This is a genomic window from Roseococcus suduntuyensis (assembly GCF_014196305.1).
GTDB lineage: Bacteria > Pseudomonadota > Alphaproteobacteria > Acetobacterales > Acetobacteraceae > Roseococcus > Roseococcus suduntuyensis.
Genome location: NZ_JACIDJ010000006.1, coordinates 149,596 through 166,808 on the forward strand (window position 1 = coordinate 149,596; position 17,213 = coordinate 166,808).

General features: G+C 70.5%; 17 protein-coding genes. 6 read left to right on the plus strand and 11 right to left on the minus strand.

Annotated features, from left to right (window positions below; translation table 11 throughout):
- Window positions 1-3 precede the first annotated feature (3 nt).
- The 3 genes from pcaG to pobA are packed head-to-tail and all read right to left on the minus strand — an operon-like array spanning window position 4 to window position 2,553.
- Window positions 4-606, minus strand: coding sequence for a protocatechuate 3,4-dioxygenase subunit alpha (pcaG, locus tag GGQ83_RS16080; protein WP_184385840.1), 603 nt, complete (start codon window positions 604-606; stop codon window positions 4-6).
- On the minus strand, window positions 606-1,358 hold the full coding sequence (pcaH, locus tag GGQ83_RS16085; protein WP_184385842.1) for a protocatechuate 3,4-dioxygenase subunit beta: 753 nt from the start codon (window positions 1,356-1,358) through the stop codon (window positions 606-608). Before pcaH ends, pcaG begins: the two co-directional genes overlap by 1 nt.
- A 22-nt stretch (window positions 1,359-1,380) precedes the next feature.
- Entirely contained in the window at window positions 1,381-2,553 is a 1,173-nt protein-coding gene (pobA, locus tag GGQ83_RS16090) for a 4-hydroxybenzoate 3-monooxygenase (protein ID WP_184385844.1), read from the minus strand.
- A 137-nt stretch (window positions 2,554-2,690) separates the two neighbouring features.
- On the opposite strand from pobA, the gene GGQ83_RS16095 reads away from it, so the two are divergent.
- Entirely contained in the window at window positions 2,691-3,623 is a 933-nt protein-coding gene (locus GGQ83_RS16095) for a helix-turn-helix domain-containing protein (RefSeq protein WP_184385846.1), read from the plus strand.
- Between the two features lies 1 nt (window position 3,624).
- Here GGQ83_RS16095 and GGQ83_RS16100 read toward each other — a convergent pair whose 3' ends face one another.
- The 3 genes from GGQ83_RS16100 to GGQ83_RS16110 are packed head-to-tail and all read right to left on the minus strand — an operon-like array spanning window position 3,625 to window position 5,674.
- Entirely contained in the window at window positions 3,625-4,383 is a 759-nt protein-coding gene (locus GGQ83_RS16100) for an SDR family NAD(P)-dependent oxidoreductase (protein ID WP_184385848.1), read from the minus strand.
- A gap of 2 nt (window positions 4,384-4,385) precedes the next feature.
- Window positions 4,386-5,174 (minus strand): crotonase/enoyl-CoA hydratase family protein, encoded by a 789-nt coding sequence (locus tag GGQ83_RS16105; RefSeq protein ID WP_184385850.1) that lies wholly within the window; start codon window positions 5,172-5,174, stop codon window positions 4,386-4,388.
- Window positions 5,171-5,674: a MarR family winged helix-turn-helix transcriptional regulator gene (locus tag GGQ83_RS16110; RefSeq protein ID WP_184385852.1), complete on the minus strand. Its 504-nt coding sequence runs from the start codon at window positions 5,672-5,674 to the stop codon at window positions 5,171-5,173. The genes GGQ83_RS16105 and GGQ83_RS16110 overlap by 4 nt, the downstream gene beginning before the upstream one ends.
- Before the next feature lie 202 nt (window positions 5,675-5,876).
- On the opposite strand from GGQ83_RS16110, the gene GGQ83_RS16115 reads away from it, so the two are divergent.
- Genes GGQ83_RS16115 through GGQ83_RS16125 form a run of 3 tightly spaced genes read left to right on the plus strand, consistent with a single transcriptional unit; the run spans window position 5,877 to window position 9,299 of the window.
- On the plus strand, window positions 5,877-7,643 hold the full coding sequence (locus GGQ83_RS16115) for a feruloyl-CoA synthase (protein WP_184385854.1): 1,767 nt from the start codon (window positions 5,877-5,879) through the stop codon (window positions 7,641-7,643).
- Entirely contained in the window at window positions 7,640-8,878 is a 1,239-nt protein-coding gene (locus GGQ83_RS16120) for a thiolase family protein (RefSeq protein ID WP_184385856.1), read from the plus strand. Before GGQ83_RS16115 ends, GGQ83_RS16120 begins: the two co-directional genes overlap by 4 nt.
- Window positions 8,871-9,299 (plus strand): acyl-CoA thioesterase, encoded by a 429-nt coding sequence (locus tag GGQ83_RS16125; RefSeq protein ID WP_184385858.1) that lies wholly within the window; start codon window positions 8,871-8,873, stop codon window positions 9,297-9,299. The genes GGQ83_RS16120 and GGQ83_RS16125 overlap by 8 nt, the downstream gene beginning before the upstream one ends.
- Window positions 9,300-9,326: 27 nt before the next feature.
- Here the strand turns inward: GGQ83_RS16125 and GGQ83_RS16130 are convergent, their stop codons facing one another.
- The 5 genes from GGQ83_RS16130 to GGQ83_RS16150 form a co-directional block, all read right to left on the minus strand.
- Complete coding sequence (locus GGQ83_RS16130) at window positions 9,327-10,280, minus strand: Bug family tripartite tricarboxylate transporter substrate binding protein (protein WP_184385860.1); 954 nt, start codon at window positions 10,278-10,280, stop codon at window positions 9,327-9,329.
- A 64-nt stretch (window positions 10,281-10,344) separates the two neighbouring features.
- Window positions 10,345-11,451, minus strand: a complete 1,107-nt coding sequence (locus GGQ83_RS16135) for a 5-methyltetrahydropteroyltriglutamate--homocysteine S-methyltransferase (RefSeq protein WP_184385862.1) — start codon at window positions 11,449-11,451, stop codon at window positions 10,345-10,347.
- 32 nt (window positions 11,452-11,483) lie between these two features.
- Window positions 11,484-13,658 (minus strand): xanthine dehydrogenase family protein molybdopterin-binding subunit, encoded by a 2,175-nt coding sequence (locus GGQ83_RS16140; protein ID WP_184385864.1) that lies wholly within the window; start codon window positions 13,656-13,658, stop codon window positions 11,484-11,486.
- Between the two features lies 1 nt (window position 13,659).
- A complete protein-coding gene (locus GGQ83_RS16145) occupies window positions 13,660-14,112 on the minus strand; it encodes a (2Fe-2S)-binding protein (protein WP_184385866.1) in 453 nt (150 codons plus the stop codon).
- Window positions 14,113-14,148: 36 nt separating this feature from the next.
- A complete protein-coding gene (locus GGQ83_RS16150; protein ID WP_184385868.1) occupies window positions 14,149-15,135 on the minus strand; it encodes a Bug family tripartite tricarboxylate transporter substrate binding protein in 987 nt (328 codons plus the stop codon).
- Between the two features lie 298 nt (window positions 15,136-15,433).
- On the opposite strand from GGQ83_RS16150, the gene GGQ83_RS16155 reads away from it, so the two are divergent.
- Both GGQ83_RS16155 and GGQ83_RS16160 read left to right on the plus strand, forming a co-directional pair.
- The gene (locus tag GGQ83_RS16155; RefSeq protein WP_184385870.1) at window positions 15,434-16,486 is read left to right on the plus strand and encodes an aromatic ring-hydroxylating dioxygenase subunit alpha; all 1,053 of its coding nucleotides are present in this window, start codon (window positions 15,434-15,436) and stop codon (window positions 16,484-16,486) included.
- Between the two features lies 1 nt (window position 16,487).
- Window positions 16,488-17,213 (plus strand): GntR family transcriptional regulator, encoded by a 726-nt coding sequence (locus GGQ83_RS16160; protein WP_184385872.1) that lies wholly within the window; start codon window positions 16,488-16,490, stop codon window positions 17,211-17,213.

Genomic DNA, 17,213 nt, shown 5'->3' on the forward strand with positions numbered 1-17,213 from the left:
CCTTCAGATGTCCAGGAAGACGGTCTCCTTCGGGCCCTGGAGGTGGATGTCGAAGCGATAGGCCCCGGGCCCCGTGCGCCGCGCGATCAGCGTCTCCGCCCGCGCGCGGTGCTCGATGCGCGACAGGATGGGGTCCTCGGCATTGGCGGCCTCCTCATCGGCGAAATAGAGGCGCGTCTGCAGGCCGATATTGATGCCACGCGCCACCACCCAGACGCTGACATGCGGCGCCTGGAGCCGGCCGTCGGGCCAGGGCACGCGGCCTGGCTTGACGGTGTGGAAGGTGAACTCTCCCGTGGCCATGTCCCCGGCCGAGCGGCCGAAGCCCGTGAAGTTCGGGTCCGCCTGGCCGCGGCGTTCGAAGGGCGTGTTGAACAGGCCAGCCGCATCGGCCTGCCAGATCTCTACCAGCGCATCCTTCAGCACCGCACCCATGCCGTCATGCACGGCGCCGGTCAGCGTGATCTCCTCGCCGCGCACCGGCCCGGTCCGCATGACGGCGCCGAGATCCCCGCCATACATCGCGATGCCGCAGACATTGGGCGTGCAGCCGATATGCACATAGGGCCCCGCCGTCTGCGAGGCGGTCTCGATGAAAGGCGGCATCACAGCCCCTCCTTGCGGTTCTCGAAGACGGATTGGCGGCGGCCGCGCAGCACGATGTCGAAGCGGAAGGCGCGGCTGTCCATCGGGAGGGTGGCCTGCATGTCGAGCGTGGCGACGAGGCGTTGCAGCGCCGCCGCGTCCGTCACGGCGCCCAGGATGGGGCAGAGCGAGATCAGCGGATCGCCCTCGAAATACATCTGCGTGATGAGGCGCTGCGCGAAGGAGGGCCCGAGCAGCGACAGGTGGATATGCGCGGGCCGCCAGTCATTGCCGCCATTGGGCCAGGGATAGGGGCCGGGCATGACGGTGCGGAAGCTGTAATGGCCCTCCGCATCGGTCAGGCAGCGCCCGCAGCCGCCGAAATTCGGGTCGAGGGGCGCGAGGTATCCTTCCTTGGCATGGCGGTAGCGTCCGCCGGCATTGGCCTGCCACACCTCCACCAGCGCGCCAGGCACGCCGCGCCCGCTCTCATCCACCACGCGGCCATGCACGATGATGCGCGGGCCGATGGCGGTCTCGCCGGGGGCGGCGAAATTGCTCAGCAGGTCGGCGTCGAGGGGGCCCAGCAGGGAATGGCCGAAGACCGGCCCCGTCTCCTCGCTCAGGGAGGAGGGGAAGGAGAGCAGCGGCGCGCGCGGCGAACGCCACACGCTGGTCTTGTAGGCCGGATGGAAAGCGGCGGGCTGGGCCGCGCGGTTGCGGGCCATGAAGCCGCCCAGCGGCGGCGATGGTGGTGTCGGGTCAGGGGGCATGGCGTTGTTTCCTCCTCTGGCTTCAGTAGGGCAGGCCGACATAGTTCTCCGCCAGCACGCGCCGCGCCGCCTCGGAGGAGGCGAGCAGCGCGAACTCGGCATCCTGCATGCGGCGCTCGAAGGGGGTGCTGGTGTCGAACCGGTGCAGCAGCGTGGTCAGCGACCAGGAAAAGCGTTCGGCCTTCCACACGCGCTCCAGCGCCCGGGCGGAATAGGCGTTGATGCCGGCCTCCGATCCATCCTGGTAGTATTCGACCAGCGCCTCGGAGAGATAATGCACATCACCGGCTGCGAGGTTCAGCCCCTTGGCGCCGGTGGGCGGCACGATGTGCGCGGCATCGCCCGCCAGGAAGAGGCGGCCGAAGCGCATCGGCTCCGCCACGAAGCTGCGAAGCGGGGCGATGGATTTCTCGATGGGCGGGCCGGTCACCACATGCGCGGCCGCCACGGGGTCGAGCCGCCGGCGCAGCTCGTCCCAGAACATGTCGTCGGTCCAGCGGGCGGGATGGTCATCCGCGCGGCATTGCACGTAGTAGCGGCTCCGCGTGGCGGAGCGCATGGAGCAGAGCGCGAAGCCGCGTTCATGTCCGGCATAGATCAGCTCGTGCGAGCAGGGCGGCACATCGGCCAGCACGCCCAGCCAGCCGAAGGGATAGACACGCTCGAAGGTCTCGATCGCGCGCGCGGGCACGCTGGCGCGGCTGGCGCCGTGATAGCCATCGCAGCCCGCGATGAAGTCGCAGGCGGTGCGTCGCGCCTGGCCATCCTCGGTCCAGGTGACGTGAGGGTTGGGTCCTTCGAAATCGTGCGGCGTGACATCGCGCGCGTCGAAGATAACGGGCGCGCCGCTGGCGGCGCGGTGGTCCATCAGGTCCCGCGTCACTTCCGTTTGCCCATAGACGGTCACGCTGCGGCCGCCGGTGAGTGCGCGGAGGTCGATCCGCAGGTGGCGGCCCGCGAAGTTCAGCGCGAAGCCCTCGTGCACCAGGCCTTCGCGCGCCAGCCGTTCGGCCACGCCGGCCTTCCGCAACAGGCCCACCGTCCCGTCCTCCAGCACACCGGCGCGGATGCGGCTTAGCACATGCTCGCGGGACTGGCGCTCCAGGATCAGCGTGTCGATCCCCGCCTGGTGCAGCAGCGCGCCAAGCAGAAGGCCGGAAGGGCCGGCGCCAATGATGACCACCTGGTGCCGCATCCGTGTCCTTCCCTCTCGCTTCGTGCTCCGGCCAAGGGTTGCTCTTGCCCTTGCCGCACCTTGCTTTTCACTAGTGGAAGCCCGGCCGCGGATGTAGGCTTGAAACGACGCAAGACTTGGACATTTGCGAGCGATTCATGCCAAGGACCGAGAGGCCTTCGCCCACGGGGCGCCTCTACCGCATTCCCGTTTTCGGTCTCTACGGAGCGGCTGCGGGCCAGGCTTCGGGCGGCTATGTGCACATCGAGACCATCTCCTCCCGCGCCCCCGCGCATGACTGGGAAATTCTGGTCCATCGCCATGAGAACCTGGCGCAATGCGTGCTGGTCCAGGAAGGCGGCGGCACGCTGGAGGTCGAGGGGGAGAAGGTGGACTTCGCCGCACCCTGGTTCGTCTGGATGCCCTCCGCCGCCGTACACGGCTTCCGCTTCGACACGGGCACGGAGGGCCATGTGCTGACCGTCTCGGATGATGTGGTGGCGGGCAGCATCGCGGGCGTGCCTGAAGGCGAGCGCCTCGCGCAACTGCTGCTGCGGCCCGTCTTCGCCGCGGCGCGGGGCGAGGAGGAGATCGCGATCTCCATGCCGGGCACCATGCGCGCCATCGCGCGCGAACACGACCTGCCGCGCACCGGCGTCACCGCCGCGTTGCAGGCGCATCTGGTGCTGCTTCTCGTCGCCATCCTCCGCACGCGCACCTTGTCGGAACTGGCCGAGACGCTTGGCAACCAGGGGGCCACCGGCTTCCGCCGCTTCCGCGAGCATGTGGAACGCAACTTTCGGCGGCAGGAGAGCATTGACGACATCGCGAGCCAGCTCGGCATGAGCCGCGGTCAGCTCTATGCGGTGACGATGCGGGCGGTGGGCAAGTCGCCGCTGCGGATCCTGCATGACCGCCGCATCATCGAGTGCAAGCGCGAACTCACCTACTCCAGCCAGCCCATCGCGCAGATCGCCTATGAGCTGGGCTTTTCCGACGAGGCCTATTTCAGCCGCTTCTTCACCAAGCATGCGGGCATGTCGCCCAGCGCCTTCCGCAAGGCCCGGCGCAAGGCGCTGGGGTCGGACTAAGTCACGCGGGCGGCAGGCGCAGCGCCCCGTCGAGGCGGATGGTCTCGCCATTCAGCAGCGGGTTCGCCGCGATGGTCAGCACCAGCGCGCCGAATTCCTCGGGCCTGCCCAGGCGCTGCGGAAACAGCGGCTGGCGTGAGAGGGCCTCGCGCGCCTCGGGCGTCAGCGTGTCCATCAGGGGCGTGTGGATCAGGCCCGGCGCGATGGTGACGACGCGGACGCCGAAGCGCGCTAGCTCCCGCGCCGCGGGCAGCGTCAGGGCCACGATGCCGCCCTTTGACGCCGCATAGGCCGCCTGGCCCACCTGGCCCTCATAGGCGGCGACCGAGGCCGTGCAGATGATCAGCCCGCGCTCGCCATCGGCCAGTGGTTCATTGGTGGTCATGCGCGATGCCGCCACACGCATCAGGTTGAAGGTGCCGACGAGGTTCACGCGGATCACCCGCTCGAACAGCGCCAGGTCATGGGGGCCGCCACGGCCCGCGATGCGCGCGGCCGGCGCGATGCCGGCGCAGGCCACCACGACGCGCAGCGGCGCGAGCAGCGATGCGGTCTCCACGGCGGCGGCCACGGCCACCTCATCCGCCACATCCCCCGCGATGGCGACGCCGCCGATGCGCGTGGCCACCGCTTCGGCCTTGGATGCGTCGATGTCCAGCACCACCACCTTGGCGCCGGCTTGCGCCAAGGCCTCGGCGGTGGCCGCACCCAGGCCGGAGCCACCGCCGCTGACGATGGCCGATGCGCCCGATATCTCCATGCTCAGTCTCCGGAAGGCAGGGTTTGGATGGCCTTGGGGGCCCGCTTCTCCAGGAAGGCGGCCAGCCGTCGTTCGGCCTCGGGCGCGGTCTGCGCCAGCGCCGCCATGAGGCTCTCCACGAAGAGGCCGTCGGATTCCGACATGTCCTGGATGCGGGGCAGGGCGTGCAGCACGCCGGCCACGGTCAGTGGCGCCGCCTGGGCCACCCGCGCCGCCACCTCGCACGCGCGCGTGAGCGCCTCGCCCGCTGGCTCCAGATAGGTGACGAGGCCCGCGCGTTCGGCCGCCGCGGCGTCCAGCGTGCGGCCGGTCAGCATCATGTCCGTCATCCGCGCCGTGCCGATGAGGCGCGCGACATGCACCGTGGCACCGCCGCCCACGAAGATGCCGCGCGTGCCCTCGGGCAGGGCAAAGACGGCGGTGGCGTCGGCCACACGGATATGGCAGGCGGCGGCGAGTTCCAGCCCGCCCCCCACGCAGGCCCCGTGCACGGCGGCGATGGCGGGGATGGGGCCTTCGCGCAGCGCGCGAAAGACGCGGTGCCAGCCGCGCGAGTGGTGGAACACTTCTTCCGCCGTGCGGGCGCGATGTTCCGACAAGTCGAGCCCGGCGCAGAAGCAGGGGCCATGCCCGTGCAGGATGATGGCCCGCGCGGCGCGCTGCGCCTCGACCAGACGCACCTCGAGCGCCTCCAGCAGCGCGTCGCTGATGGCGTTGCGCTTGGCGGGCCGGTTCAGCCCGAGCAGCGCCACGCTCCCCGCCATTTCGAGGCTGACAAGCTCCTGCGTCATCGTCTCTCCGCAATCCGGCGCAGCGCCGTGATCAGCGCGGCGCGTTCCGTGGCGTCCAGGCCGGAGGCGAGCTCCGTCTCCATGGCGGCCTCGCGCTCGCGCGCCTTCCGCAACAGGGCCCGCCCCGCTGGCGTCAGCCGCAGGATGTTGGCGCGCCTGTTGCGCGCATCCTCCACGCGACGGATGAGGCCCTCCTGCTCAAGCCCACCCAGCAGCACCGCCATGTTGGGCGGCTTCACCCTCAACGCTTCCGCCAGGTCGGTCTGCCGCCGCGCCGTACCCGCCTCGATCAGCAGCAGGGCGCCGAGCCGGCCCGGTGTCAGGCTCAGCGGCGACATGGCCTGGTTGAACATGTCGAAGGCCGTCATCTGCGCGAGGCGCAGCCAGAAGCCCAGCCGGTCATCGAGGGGCCCCTTCGTGGCACCCCTCGCGATCGGTGCGTCATCTTCCTCGACGGCGGCGGAGGGCGCGCTCGGGTCCTGGCTCGGCGTTCGTGACATGACACCGATATGCAGCGCCACTCTCCCCTTGGCAATGGTGTTATGGGATATAATTATAGAACATAACACACGGGCGCCGTCAGGCCGCCGGAGGGAAGCGATGTCCGACGTTCAGGGGGCAGGGGACCCATTCACCGCGCCGCAGCGGCCACGGCTGGGGCCAGGGCCGGTTGCGATCGAACGGCGCGCGGATGGCGCCCTCATGGTGACGCCCCGTCGCGCCCTCGGCGCCTATCCGCGCCGCCTGACCGGAAACCTGGAGCACTGGGCCGCAAGAGATCCCGATCGCACGCTGATCGCCCGGCGCGACCCGGCGGCGGGCGGGGCCTGGCGACGCATCAGCTATGGGCAGATGCTCCATGCCGTGCGGGCGGTGGGGCAGGCGCTGCTCGACCGCGGAGCCTCGGTGGAGCGGCCCGTCGCCATCCTTTCGGCGAACTGCCTCGACCAGGCGGTGCTGACGCTGGCGGCGCTGCATGTGGGTGTGCTGGTCGCCCCCATCTCGCCCTCCTACGCGCTGCTGGCCAAGGATTTCGCCAAGCTGCGCCATTGCCTGGAGCTGATCGGCCCGGCCATCGTCTTCGCCGAGGATGGGCGGCGCTTCGCGGACGCCATCGCCGCCGCCTGCCCGGCCGAAGCGAGCCTCATCGTCTCGCGCCACCCGCCCGAGGGTCGGCCCGCCACGCTCTTCGCCGAGCTGCTCGCGACCACGCCCGGCCCCGCGGTGGAGGCGGCCGCCGAGGCGATGGACCCGGATGCGCCCGCGAAAATCCTGTTCACCTCCGGCTCCACCGGCATGCCCAAGGGTGTGATCAACACCCAGCGCATGATCTGCTCCAACCAGCAGATGCTGCGGGAGGCCTTCCCCTTCCTCGCCGAGGAACCGCCCGTGCTGCTGGACTGGCTGCCCTGGCACCACACCTTTGGCGGCAACCACAATCTGGGCCTCGTCCTCTACAATGGCGGCGCGCTCTACATGGATGACGGGCGGCCGACGCCCGGGCGCTACGCCGAATCGCTACGCAACCTGCGCGAGATCGCAACGCACATCCACTTCAACGTGCCGCTTGGCTTCAGCGAGCTGGTGCAGGCGCTGAAGGAGGATGCGACGCTGCGCGAGACCTTCTTCTCCCGCCTGCGGATGATGTTCTACTCCTCGGCCGGCCTGCCGCAGCACATCTGGGATGAGCTGGACACGCTGGCGCTCGCCACGCGCGGCGAACGCATCCCCATGATCACCGGGCTTGGGGCGACGGAGACGGCACCTTTCGCCATCTGCGTGCGGGAGGAATTCTCGGAATCCGGCGCGGTCGGCCTGCCCGTGCCGGGGGTGGAACTCAAGCTTGCTCCCGTCGGCGACAAGATGGAGGCACGGGTGCGCGGCCCCTCCATCACGCCTGGCTACTGGCGCAACCCCACGGCAACGGCGGGGGCCTTCGACGAGGAGGGCTGGTACCGCTTCGGCGATGCGCTGGTGCCGCTCGACGCTGACGACCTGCACAAGGGCTTCCGCTTCGACGGCCGCATCAGCGAGGATTTCAAGCTCTCCACCGGCACCTGGGTCAGTGTCGGCCCGCTGCGCCAGCGCCTGGTGGCCGCGCTGGCGCCTTTCGTGAAGGATGCGGTGATCGCGGCCCCCGACCGCGACATGCTGACGGCCATCCTGCTGCCCGCGCCCGAGGCCATCCTGTCCCTCGTGCCCGAGGGCCAGCACCCCGCGACCCACCCCGCCCTGCGCGCCATCCTGGCCGAACGCCTGCGCGCGCTTGCGGTGGAGGCGAATGCCAGCAGCCAGCGCATCGCCCGCGCCACGCTACTGATGGAGCCCCTTTCGATCGAGGCCGGCGAGATCACCGACAAGGCCTCGGTCAACCAGCGCGCCGTGCTGGCGCGCCGCGCCGCGCTGGTGGCGGAGCTCTATGCCGAGACACCACCCGCCCATGTCCTCATCGTTGGAGACCCCGCATGACCGCCCTGCACACGAGCTGGGAGGACGCCTGGCTGCTCGCCGGCGCCCGCACCCCCTTCGCCGATCTCGGCGGGCCATTGGGCCTCGTCTCGCCCATTGACCTCGGCATCAAGGCGGCGCGCGCGGCGCTGGCCAGGGCGGGGCTGGACGGGTCGGAGATCGGCTTCGTCGTCGCGGGCTCGGTCGCGCAGGCCAGCTTCGACGCCTACATGCTGCCGCGGCACATCGGCCTCTATGCCGGCGTGCCGGTCGAGGTGCCGGCGCTGTTGGTGCAGCGGGTCTGCGGCACGGGCATCGAGGCCATCACCCAGGCGGCCACGGCGGTGGAACGGCATGGCGTGCGCTTCGCCCTCGCCGCCGGCGCCGAGAGCATGAGCCGCAACCCCATCGCCGCCTTCACCCATCGCGGCGGCTTCGGCCTGGGCGCGCCGATCGAATTCAAGGATTTCCTGTGGGAGGCCCTGCTGGACCCGGCCTGCGGCCTGACCATGGGCGGCACGGCGGAGGAACTGGCCCGGCGCCATGGCTTCACCCGTGCGGAGGTGGATGCCTATGCCGCCCGCAGCTTCGACCGTGCCCTGGCCGCGCGCGCGGCGGGTTTCTTCGATGACGAAATCGTGCCCGTCGTGAACGAGGTCTTCACCCGCGCGGGAGTGAAGGACCGCGGCATCCATCTGCCGCGCAAGGTGGAGAGCGTGGCAGCGGACACTCATCCGCGCCCCTCGCCGGTGGAGCAATTGGCGAAGATCCGCCCGGCTTTCGGCGGGTTGCAGACGGGCGGCAATTCCTCGGCCGTGGTGGATGGGGCGGCGGCGGCCGTCATCGCCTCTGGGGCCGAGGTCAAGGACCGCGCGCCGCTCGCGCGGCTGATGGCGGCGACCGCGGTCGGCTGCCCGCCCGAGATCATGGGCATCGGCCCCGTGCCCGCCATCCGCGCGCTGCTGGAGCGCACGGGCCTTACGCTCGACGCCATCGCGCTGGTGGAGATCAACGAGGCCTTCGGCGCCCAGGTCATGGCCTGCGCGCGCGAACTCGACCTGGATGGGGCGCGGCTGAACGTGAATGGCGGCGCCATCGCCATCGGCCATCCGCTCGCCGCGACGGGCGTGCGCCTCTGCGTGACCGTGGCGCGGGAATTGCGGCGGCGCGGCGCGCGCTATGGCGTGGCCTCGGCCTGCATCGGTGGCGGTCAGGGCATCGCGCTGCTGCTGGAGAACCCCGATGGACATGGCTGAACCGCGCCTGGTCCATCGGCGCGCGCTGACCATCGAGTGGGGCGATTGCGACCCCGCCGGCATCGTCTTCTACCCGCGCTACTTCGCCATGTTCGATGCCTCGACGGCGGCGCTGTTCCAGGCCGCGCTGGGCATGCCCAAGATCGCCTGGACGGCGCGCTTCGGCATCCTGGGCATTCCCATGGTGGACACGCGGGCGAAGTTCCACGTGCCCGCGGTCTATGGCGACGAGGTGGTGATCGAAAGCCGCATCACCGCCTTCCGCCGTTCCTCCTTCGACGTGACGCACCGGCTGCTGAAGGCCGATGGGGCGCTGGGCGTCGAAGGCTTCGAGACACGCGTCTGGACGGTGCGCGAGGCCGAAGGGGGGCGCATCCGCTCCGCGCCCATTCCGGAGGAGGTGCTGGCCGCCTTCGCCTGAGGGAAGGCGGGCCGTCACGGTGCGGCGTCAGGTCTCCGGCCTGAAGCCGCTGTCGCGCACGATGCGGACCCAGTTCTCCCGCTCACGCCCGATGCGCGCCGCGAAGTCATCGGGACGCGTGATGATGGGCAGGAATTCCAGCCGGTCCAGCGCGCTTCGGACCTCCGGGGTCGCCGCCGCCGCCGCGATGGTGTTGTAGAGCGACAGCGCGATGGCGTTGGGCGTGCGGGCGGGCAGGAACAGGCCCATCCAGTCGGTGACGATCAGGTCCCGGAAGCCGCTTTCCGCGATGGTCGGCACATCGGGCAGGCGCGACACGCGCTCGGGGCCAGAGATGGCCAGGATGCGCAGCCCTCGGCCATGGTGCGGCATGACGTCCGACAGCACTGTGACCACGATGGGGATGTTGCCCGCAACGGCGTCCGTCACCGCCGGCGCGGCGCCGCGATAGGGCACGTGGCTCATGGTGACGCCCAGCGCGCGGCCCACCATGTCCCCCACGAAATGCCCGCCCGAACCCGCGCCGGGTGAGCCGAAGGCGACATCGGGCCCCGTCTGGGCGCGCAGCCAGGTGGTGAGTTCGGCGAAGCTCTGCGCCGGATGGCTGGCCGGCACCGCGATGGCGAAGGCGAATTCGCAGAGAGTGCAGACCGGCACGAAATTGGTCAGCGCATCGTGCCGCGCCTCACGCGGGAAGATGTGCGGCTGCAACGTCATCACGCTGGCCGGCGACATGAGCATGGTGGCCCCATCGGGCTCGGCGGTGCGGACGGCCTCCAGGGCGAGGCGGCCCGTGGCGCCGGGCCGGTTCTCCACCAGCGCGGCCGGGGCGTAGTTGGGGCGCAGCCGTTCGGCATAGAGGCGGGCCACCAGGTCGGTGGGGCCGCCAGCGGCGAAGCCCACCAGCATCCGCACGTTGCGCGGCACGGTCTGCGCCCGCGCGCCTGGCGCCATCATGGCCAGCGCCGTGGTTCCAAGCACCAGTGCGCCCCGCCGTCCTATCCTTGTCATCTCCCGTCTCCCTTCCTTGTTGCTTGTGGTGTGTTCAGGCCGCGGTGCCCCAGACCTCCCGGGCCACCTCGACGATCATCTCGAGCTTCCGCCACTGCTCCTCCTCCGCCAGGGTGTTGCCCTCCTGCGTCGAGGCGAAGCCGCATTGCGGGCTGAGGCAGAGCTGGTCGAGCGGCGCGAATTTCGCGGCCTCCTCGATGCGGCGCTTGATGTCGTCCTTGCTTTCCAGCGTGCCGGTCTTGGAGGTGACGAGGCCCAGCACCACCGTCTTGCCCTTGGGCAGGAATCGCAGCGGCTCGAAGCCGCCGGCGCGGTCGCTGTCCCATTCCATGAAGTAGCCATCCACCGGCATGGCGTTGAACAGCACCTCCGCCACCGGCTCGTAGCCGCCCGAGGCGATGAAGGTGGAGCGGAAATTGCCCCGGCAGAGATGCATGGTGATGAGCAGGTCCGCGGGCTTTTCGGCGAGCGCGGTGGCCACCATGCCGGCATAGATTTCTGGCTGGCGTTCCGGGTCGTCGCCGCGCTCGCGCAGCATCTCGCGCTGCGCCGGATCGCAGAGATAGGCGAAGGAGATGTCGTCGAGCTGGAGGTAGCGGCAACCCGCCGCATACATGTCCGCCACCGCGCCGGCATAGGCGCGGCCCACATCGGCGTAGAACTCATCCATGTCCGGGTAGAGCCCCGGCGCCATCATCTTCCGCCCGCCCCGGTAGTGCAGCATGGAGGGGCCGGGGATGGTCATCTTGGGCGTCTGCCGCGCGCGCCTGGCGAGGTAGCGGAAATGCCCCACCATGGGATGCGCCGCATAGCCCACGCGGTCATTGATCCGCAGCGTCTTCGGCACGCCCACGCCGCCCTTGAAGTTCATGCCGCTGTCGCCCGCCTCGGAGGAGACGCCGGGCAGGCGCTCCAGGAAGTCGAAATGCCAATAGGCGCGGCGAAACTCGCCATCGGTGACGCTGTGCAGGCCGATGGCCTCCTGCTTCGTGACGAGGGCCGCGATCTCCTGGTCCTCGACCTCCTGCAACTCGGCCAGCGACATCCGGCCGGCGAGGGTCGCCTCGCGCGCGGCCTTGAGCGTGCCGGTGCGCAGGAGGCTGCCGACATGGTCGGCGCGGAAGGGGCGAAGTGCGGTCATGCTCGATTCCACGATGCTCTGAAGGGGATGGTTCAGCCGGCCAGGGCGGCGCGAACCCGCTCCTGTGTGAAGGGAATGGCCGCGAGGCGCCTTCCCGTCGCGGCCATCACCGCGTTGGAGATGGCCGGCGCCACGGTGCCCAGGCCAAGCTCCGCCACCGGAAGCGGCACCTCGCCCCCGCCCACGAAGCGAACCTGCACCTCGGGCGTGTCGGGCGCGCGCAGCATTTCGTAGTCGGTGAAATTGCTCTGCTGCACGGCGCCGTCGCGGAAGGTGAGCCGTTCCGTCAGGGCGCTGGACACGCCCCAGAGCAGCGAGGATTCGATCTGCCGCATGGCGTTGCGCGGCTGGACCGCGAGGCCCACATCCGCGGCGCACCACAGGCGCAGCACCCGCAGCGTGCCGGCCGCGCGATCCACCGCCACCTCGGCCACCGTGGCGGCCAGCGCCTCGCCCAGCTGCGGCAGGCCGAGCTTGGAAAAACCAATGCCCAGATGCGTGCCGGCACGCGGGCGGCTCCATTCCGCCATGGCGCCCGCCGCCTCGACCACCGCGCGCGCCCGCGCGTCGCGCAGCAGCGCGAGGCGATAGGCCAGCGGGTCGGTGCCCGCCTGCCGCGCCAAGTCGTCCACCACCGCCTCGACCGCGAAGGCGTTCGGCCCCGCGCCGATGCCGCGCCAGGGCGCCGTCCGCACCCCGTGTTCCCGGTAGAGGTGCTGCGTCACCGTCGCCGGCACGTCGTAATGCGCGACATTGGCGTGGTAGGTGACGATGTGGTCCACGCCGCGCTGCGCCTCCAGCCGCGCGCGGCCATAGAGCTGGGGCACCACGAGGTCCGAGGCCAGGCGGTGGCGCCAGGCGGTGATCCGCCCCGCCGCATCCAGCCCCACCTCGATGCGGTGCGCCGTCATGGGCCGGACATGGGCATTGGCCATGTCGTCCTCGCGCATCGCCATCACCTTCACGGGGCGGCCCACGGCGCGCGCGACATGCACCGCCTCGACCGCATAGTCGATGGCCGCGCGCCGGCCGAAGCCGCCGCCCATGGTGAGCATATGGACCGTCACCCGCTCCGCCGGGATGCCGAGGATGCGCGCCGCCTCGTCACGCACCAGGCTTGGCCATTGGGTGCCGGCCCAGATCTCGACGCCGCCCTCCGTCACCGAGGCCACGCAGGTCAGCGGCTCCATCTGGCCGTGATAGACATAGTCGGAGGTGAATTCCGCGCTGTGGACGCGCGCCGCACCAGCCAGGGCCTGCTCCGGCTCGCTGGTGCGAAGGACCTGAACGCCGGGCTTCGTGGCGTCGCGCACGTCCTCGAGGTAGGAGGTCAGCGCCGCCTCGGAATCATGCGCCGCACCCTCGCCGGGCGACCATTGCACGGAGAGCTCCCGCCGCGCGGCCAGCACCGCCTCCACCCGCTCGCCCACGATGGCGACACCCTGGTCAAGCGGCAGCACATGGGTGATGCCAGGCCGACCCAGCAGCGCCGCCCCATTGTGCGAGACGGGTCGCGCGCCGAGCCCTGGCGAGCGCGCCACGGTCGCGTGCAGCATCCCAGGCAGGCGCACATCCATGGCGAAGAGGGTTTGCCCCCGCGCCTTGGCCGGCACGTCGAAGCGCGCCACATCGCGCCCGATCAGGCGAAAGGCGGAGACGGGCTTCAGCGCGGCGGGCGTGATCTCGGGCAGGGTGGCAGGGGCGCGCGCGAAACCGGCCACCTCGCCATAGCTCATGCGGCGGCCGGAGGCGGCATGGACCACGGTGCTGGGCTCGGTCGAGAGCTGCTCCACCGGCACGCCCCAGCGCGCCGCCACCGCGTCCAGCAGCACGCGCCGCGCCTGCGCGCCCGCCATGCGCAGCGGCATCCAGTATCCACGGACCGACAGGCTCGCCACCACGAACTGGCTGCGGAAGATGGGGCTGTCATAGGCCGCGCGCACCGGCGCCGTCTCGATGCGGACCTTCTCCCAGTCGGCGTCGAGTTCCTCCGCGACGATCAGCGGCAGGGCGGTGTTGGTGCCCTGGCCCATCTCGGGCACCGGGGCCTGGATGGTGATGGTCCCGTCGGGCGCGATGGCCACATAGGCGTTGAGCGGCCCCGTGCCGGGCTGCGCCGCCGCGCCCTCGCCGGCCGTGAAGGTGAAGGTGAAGGCCAGGCCGCCGGCCAGCACGCCGCGGCGGGTGAGGGTGGTGCCGGTGCTCATCTCACGCCTCCCGCGCCGCGTGCTGGATGGCGTCCACCACCTGGTTGTAGGTCGCGCAGCGGCAGAGATTGCCTTGCATGTGCTCCAGGATTTCCTCGCGGCTGGGCCGCGGGCTGCGCGCCAGGAGTGTGGCGGCCTGCATGATCTGCCCGGTCTGGCAGTAGCCGCATTGCGGCGTCTGCACCGCGACCCAGGCGCGCACCAGCGGGTTCTCGGCGCCGCCGGGCAGGCCTTCGATGGTGGTGACCGGCCGACCCGCGACCTCACCCACCGGGACCGAGCAGGCCCGCACGGCCTCGCCGTCCAGGTGCACCGTGCAGGCGCCGCAGGCCGCGACCCCGCAGCCATATTTGGTGCCGGTCAGGCCCAGATGCTCGCGCAGCACCCAGAGCAGTGGCGTGTCAGGCGCCGCTTCGACTGTTACCGCACGCGCGTTGACGTTGAGCGGGATCATGAACGGCTTCCTCTGCCTGTCTCGGGTTGGGTGGCGTCAGTCCATGGAGGCGCCGGTCTCGCGCACGAGCCGGCCCCATTTCTCGCTCTCCGCGCGGGCGAAGGCGGCGAAATCCTCGGGCGTGCCGCCACGCACGATGGCGCCCTGGCTGGCCAACAGTTCACGCACATCCGGCAGGTTCAGGATGCGGTCCACCTCGGCCGAGAGGCGCCGCACGCGGTCGGGCGGCGTGGCCGCATGGGTGCACAGGCTCATCCAGGTGGCGGAAAGCAGTTCCGGCACGCCCTGCTCGGCCGTGGTCGGCACGTCGGGCAGCAGCGCGAGGCGCGTGGGGTGGGCGACCGCGATGGCCTTCAGCCGGTTGTCGCGCACGAAGGGCGCCGCGGAGACGGCGGCATCCCACATCGCCATGGTGTGCCCTGAGACCAGCGAGGTCAGGGCGGGGGCCGAGCCACCGAAGGGCACATGGGTCGGGTTGCCGCCCTGTCCCATTGCGCGCGTCATCGCGATGGTGAGGTGGGAGGGCGTGCCAATGCCGGCCGAGGCATGCGCCAGCGCATCGCCCTGCCCCCGCGACAGGGCCAGGAACTCCTGCAGGGTGTTGGCCGGCAGCGAGGGATGCGCCACCAGCACCAGCGGAATGACGCTGATCAGCGAAGCGAAGGCGAAGTCCCGGAAGGGATCATAGGGCAGGCGCCGGTAGAGGTGCGGGTTGATGGCGATGGGGCCCGAAGGGGTCGCGTAGACCGTATGGCCATCAGCTGGTGCCTGCAGGAAGGCCTGGGCGGCGACGATGCCGTTGGCGCCGGGGCGGTTTTCCACGACCACCCCCTGGCCCCAACGCTCCGACAGCCGCTGGGCCACCAGGCGCGCCTGCGCATCGGCCGAACCGCCGGCCGAGACCGGCACGAAGAAGCGCATCGGGCGGCTGGGAAAGGCATCGGTCTGGGCCTTGGCCGAGGAGAAGGGCAGGGCGGGAAATCCGAGCAGCGCCAACCCGGCCCGGCGGGAGATCGCGGCCACAGGCCCGGCGCCGACGTGGGGGGCTGTGGTTGACGCGGCGGTCAAGGCTGCCTGGCCTTCACGCCATGGGGGCGCCACGGCCCGCGCCCGCGCGCGGGAGATGTGGACAGGGTGCTTGTATGCACGCTTGGCCTCACTTTCTTGGACAGTCTACATCTGCACAGGTCACGTTTCCCGGTCGATGCACCAATCAACACAAAACTTGGATTTTCTGTTGAACACGCATGGTTATGCGTAGCGGCTTGCTCAGCAGTGACTCAGGCTGTATACAGGTTGCATCACATGATGGATGTCAGTGATGGACGCTCCACCCGCTTTTCCGCTGAACGCCTGGTATGCCGCCGCCTGGGATCATGAGGTCGGGCGGGAGTTGCTCCCGCGCACCATCTGCGGCCGCAAGCTGGTGCTCTACCGGACCACGGAGGGCGGCGCCGTGGCGCTGCTCGACGCCTGCTGGCATCGGCTGCTGCCTCTCTCCATGGGGCGCCTGCGCGGGGATGAGGTGCAATGCGCCTATCATGGCCTGCGCTTCGACGCGCGCGGCCGCTGCACCCACATGCCGTCCCAGGAGACCATCAACCCCGCTGCGCGCGTGCGAAGCTTCCCGGTGGTCGAGCGGCATCGCTTCATCTGGGTCTGGCCTGGCGATCCCGCCCTGGCCGACCCCGCGCTGGTGCCCGACCTGCACTGGAATGACGATCCCGCCTGGGCGGGCGATGGTGGGCTGATCCACGCCCGCTGCGACTATCGCCTGCTGGTGGACAATTTGATGGACCTGACGCACGAGACCTTCATCCACGCCGACAGCATCGGCGACGACCATGTGGCCGAGGCCCCTTTCGAGGTGACGCATGGCGAGCGCACCGCGACCGTGACGCGCTGGATGATCGACATCGAACCACCGCCCTTCTGGCGCCAGCAATTCGGGCGGCCCGGGCGGGTGGACCGCTGGCAGATCATCCGCTTCGAGGCCCCCTGCACGGTCGCCATTGACGTGGGCGTCGCCGCCACCGGCACCGGTGCGCCGCAGGGCGACCGCGGGCAGGGCGTCAGCATGGTGGTGATCAACACCATCACCCCCGCGACCGACGGCACCTGCCATTACTTCTGGGCCAATGCGCGCGACTACCGCCTGCACGAACAGCTGGTCACCACCCAGATCAAGCAGGGCGTGGCACGCATCTTCGCGCAGGACGAGGCCATCGTTGAAGCGCAGCAGCGCGCCATCGAGGAGAACCCGGGCCACGTCTTCTACAACCTGAACATTGATGCCGGCTCCATGTGGGCGCGTCGCATCATCGACCGCATGGTGGCCGCGGAACACGCGCCCCACAGCATGGCGGCGGAGTGACATGTCCCAGACCCTTTCCGCCCAGCTCCGTCTCCGCGACCTGATCCTCAGCGGCGAGTTGCAGCCTGGCGAGCGCCTGTCCGAACCCTCCGTCGCCGAGCGTCTCGGCGCCTCGCGCACCCCGGTGCGGGCCGCCCTCGTGCGTCTCGCCGAGGAAGGGCTGGTGAAAGCCATCCCCTCCGGTGGCTTCGCCGTGAACTCCTTCGCCGAGGAGGAGATCCATGACGCGATCGAGCTGCGCGGCACGCTGGAAGGCCATGCCGCGCGCCTGGCCGCCGAGCGCGGTGCCCCCGGCGGCACGCTCGCCGAGATGCGGCGCCTGCTGGTGCGGATGGACGAGGCCACCACGCCCCCCATCAGCGAGGACGGCTTCACCGACTATGTGGCGCTCAACGCGCATTTCCATGAATTGCTGGTGGAGGCGGCGGGCAGCGCGGTCGTGGCACGACAGATCGGCCGCGTGGTGGCGCTGCCCTTCGCCTCGCCCTCGGGCTTCGTGCTGGCCCAGGCGGTCCTGCCCGCCTCCCAGCGCGTGCTGGTGGTGGCGCAGGAGCATCACCGCGCCGTGGTGGAGGCCATCGAGCACCGCGAGGCCGCGCGCGCGGAGGCGCTGATGCGCGAACATGCCCGCCTCGCCCGCCGCAACCTCGAACTCGTGCTGCATGACCAGGATTCGCTGCGCCTGGTGCGGGGCGGCGTGCTGATCCGCCGGCGCGGCTGGGCCTGA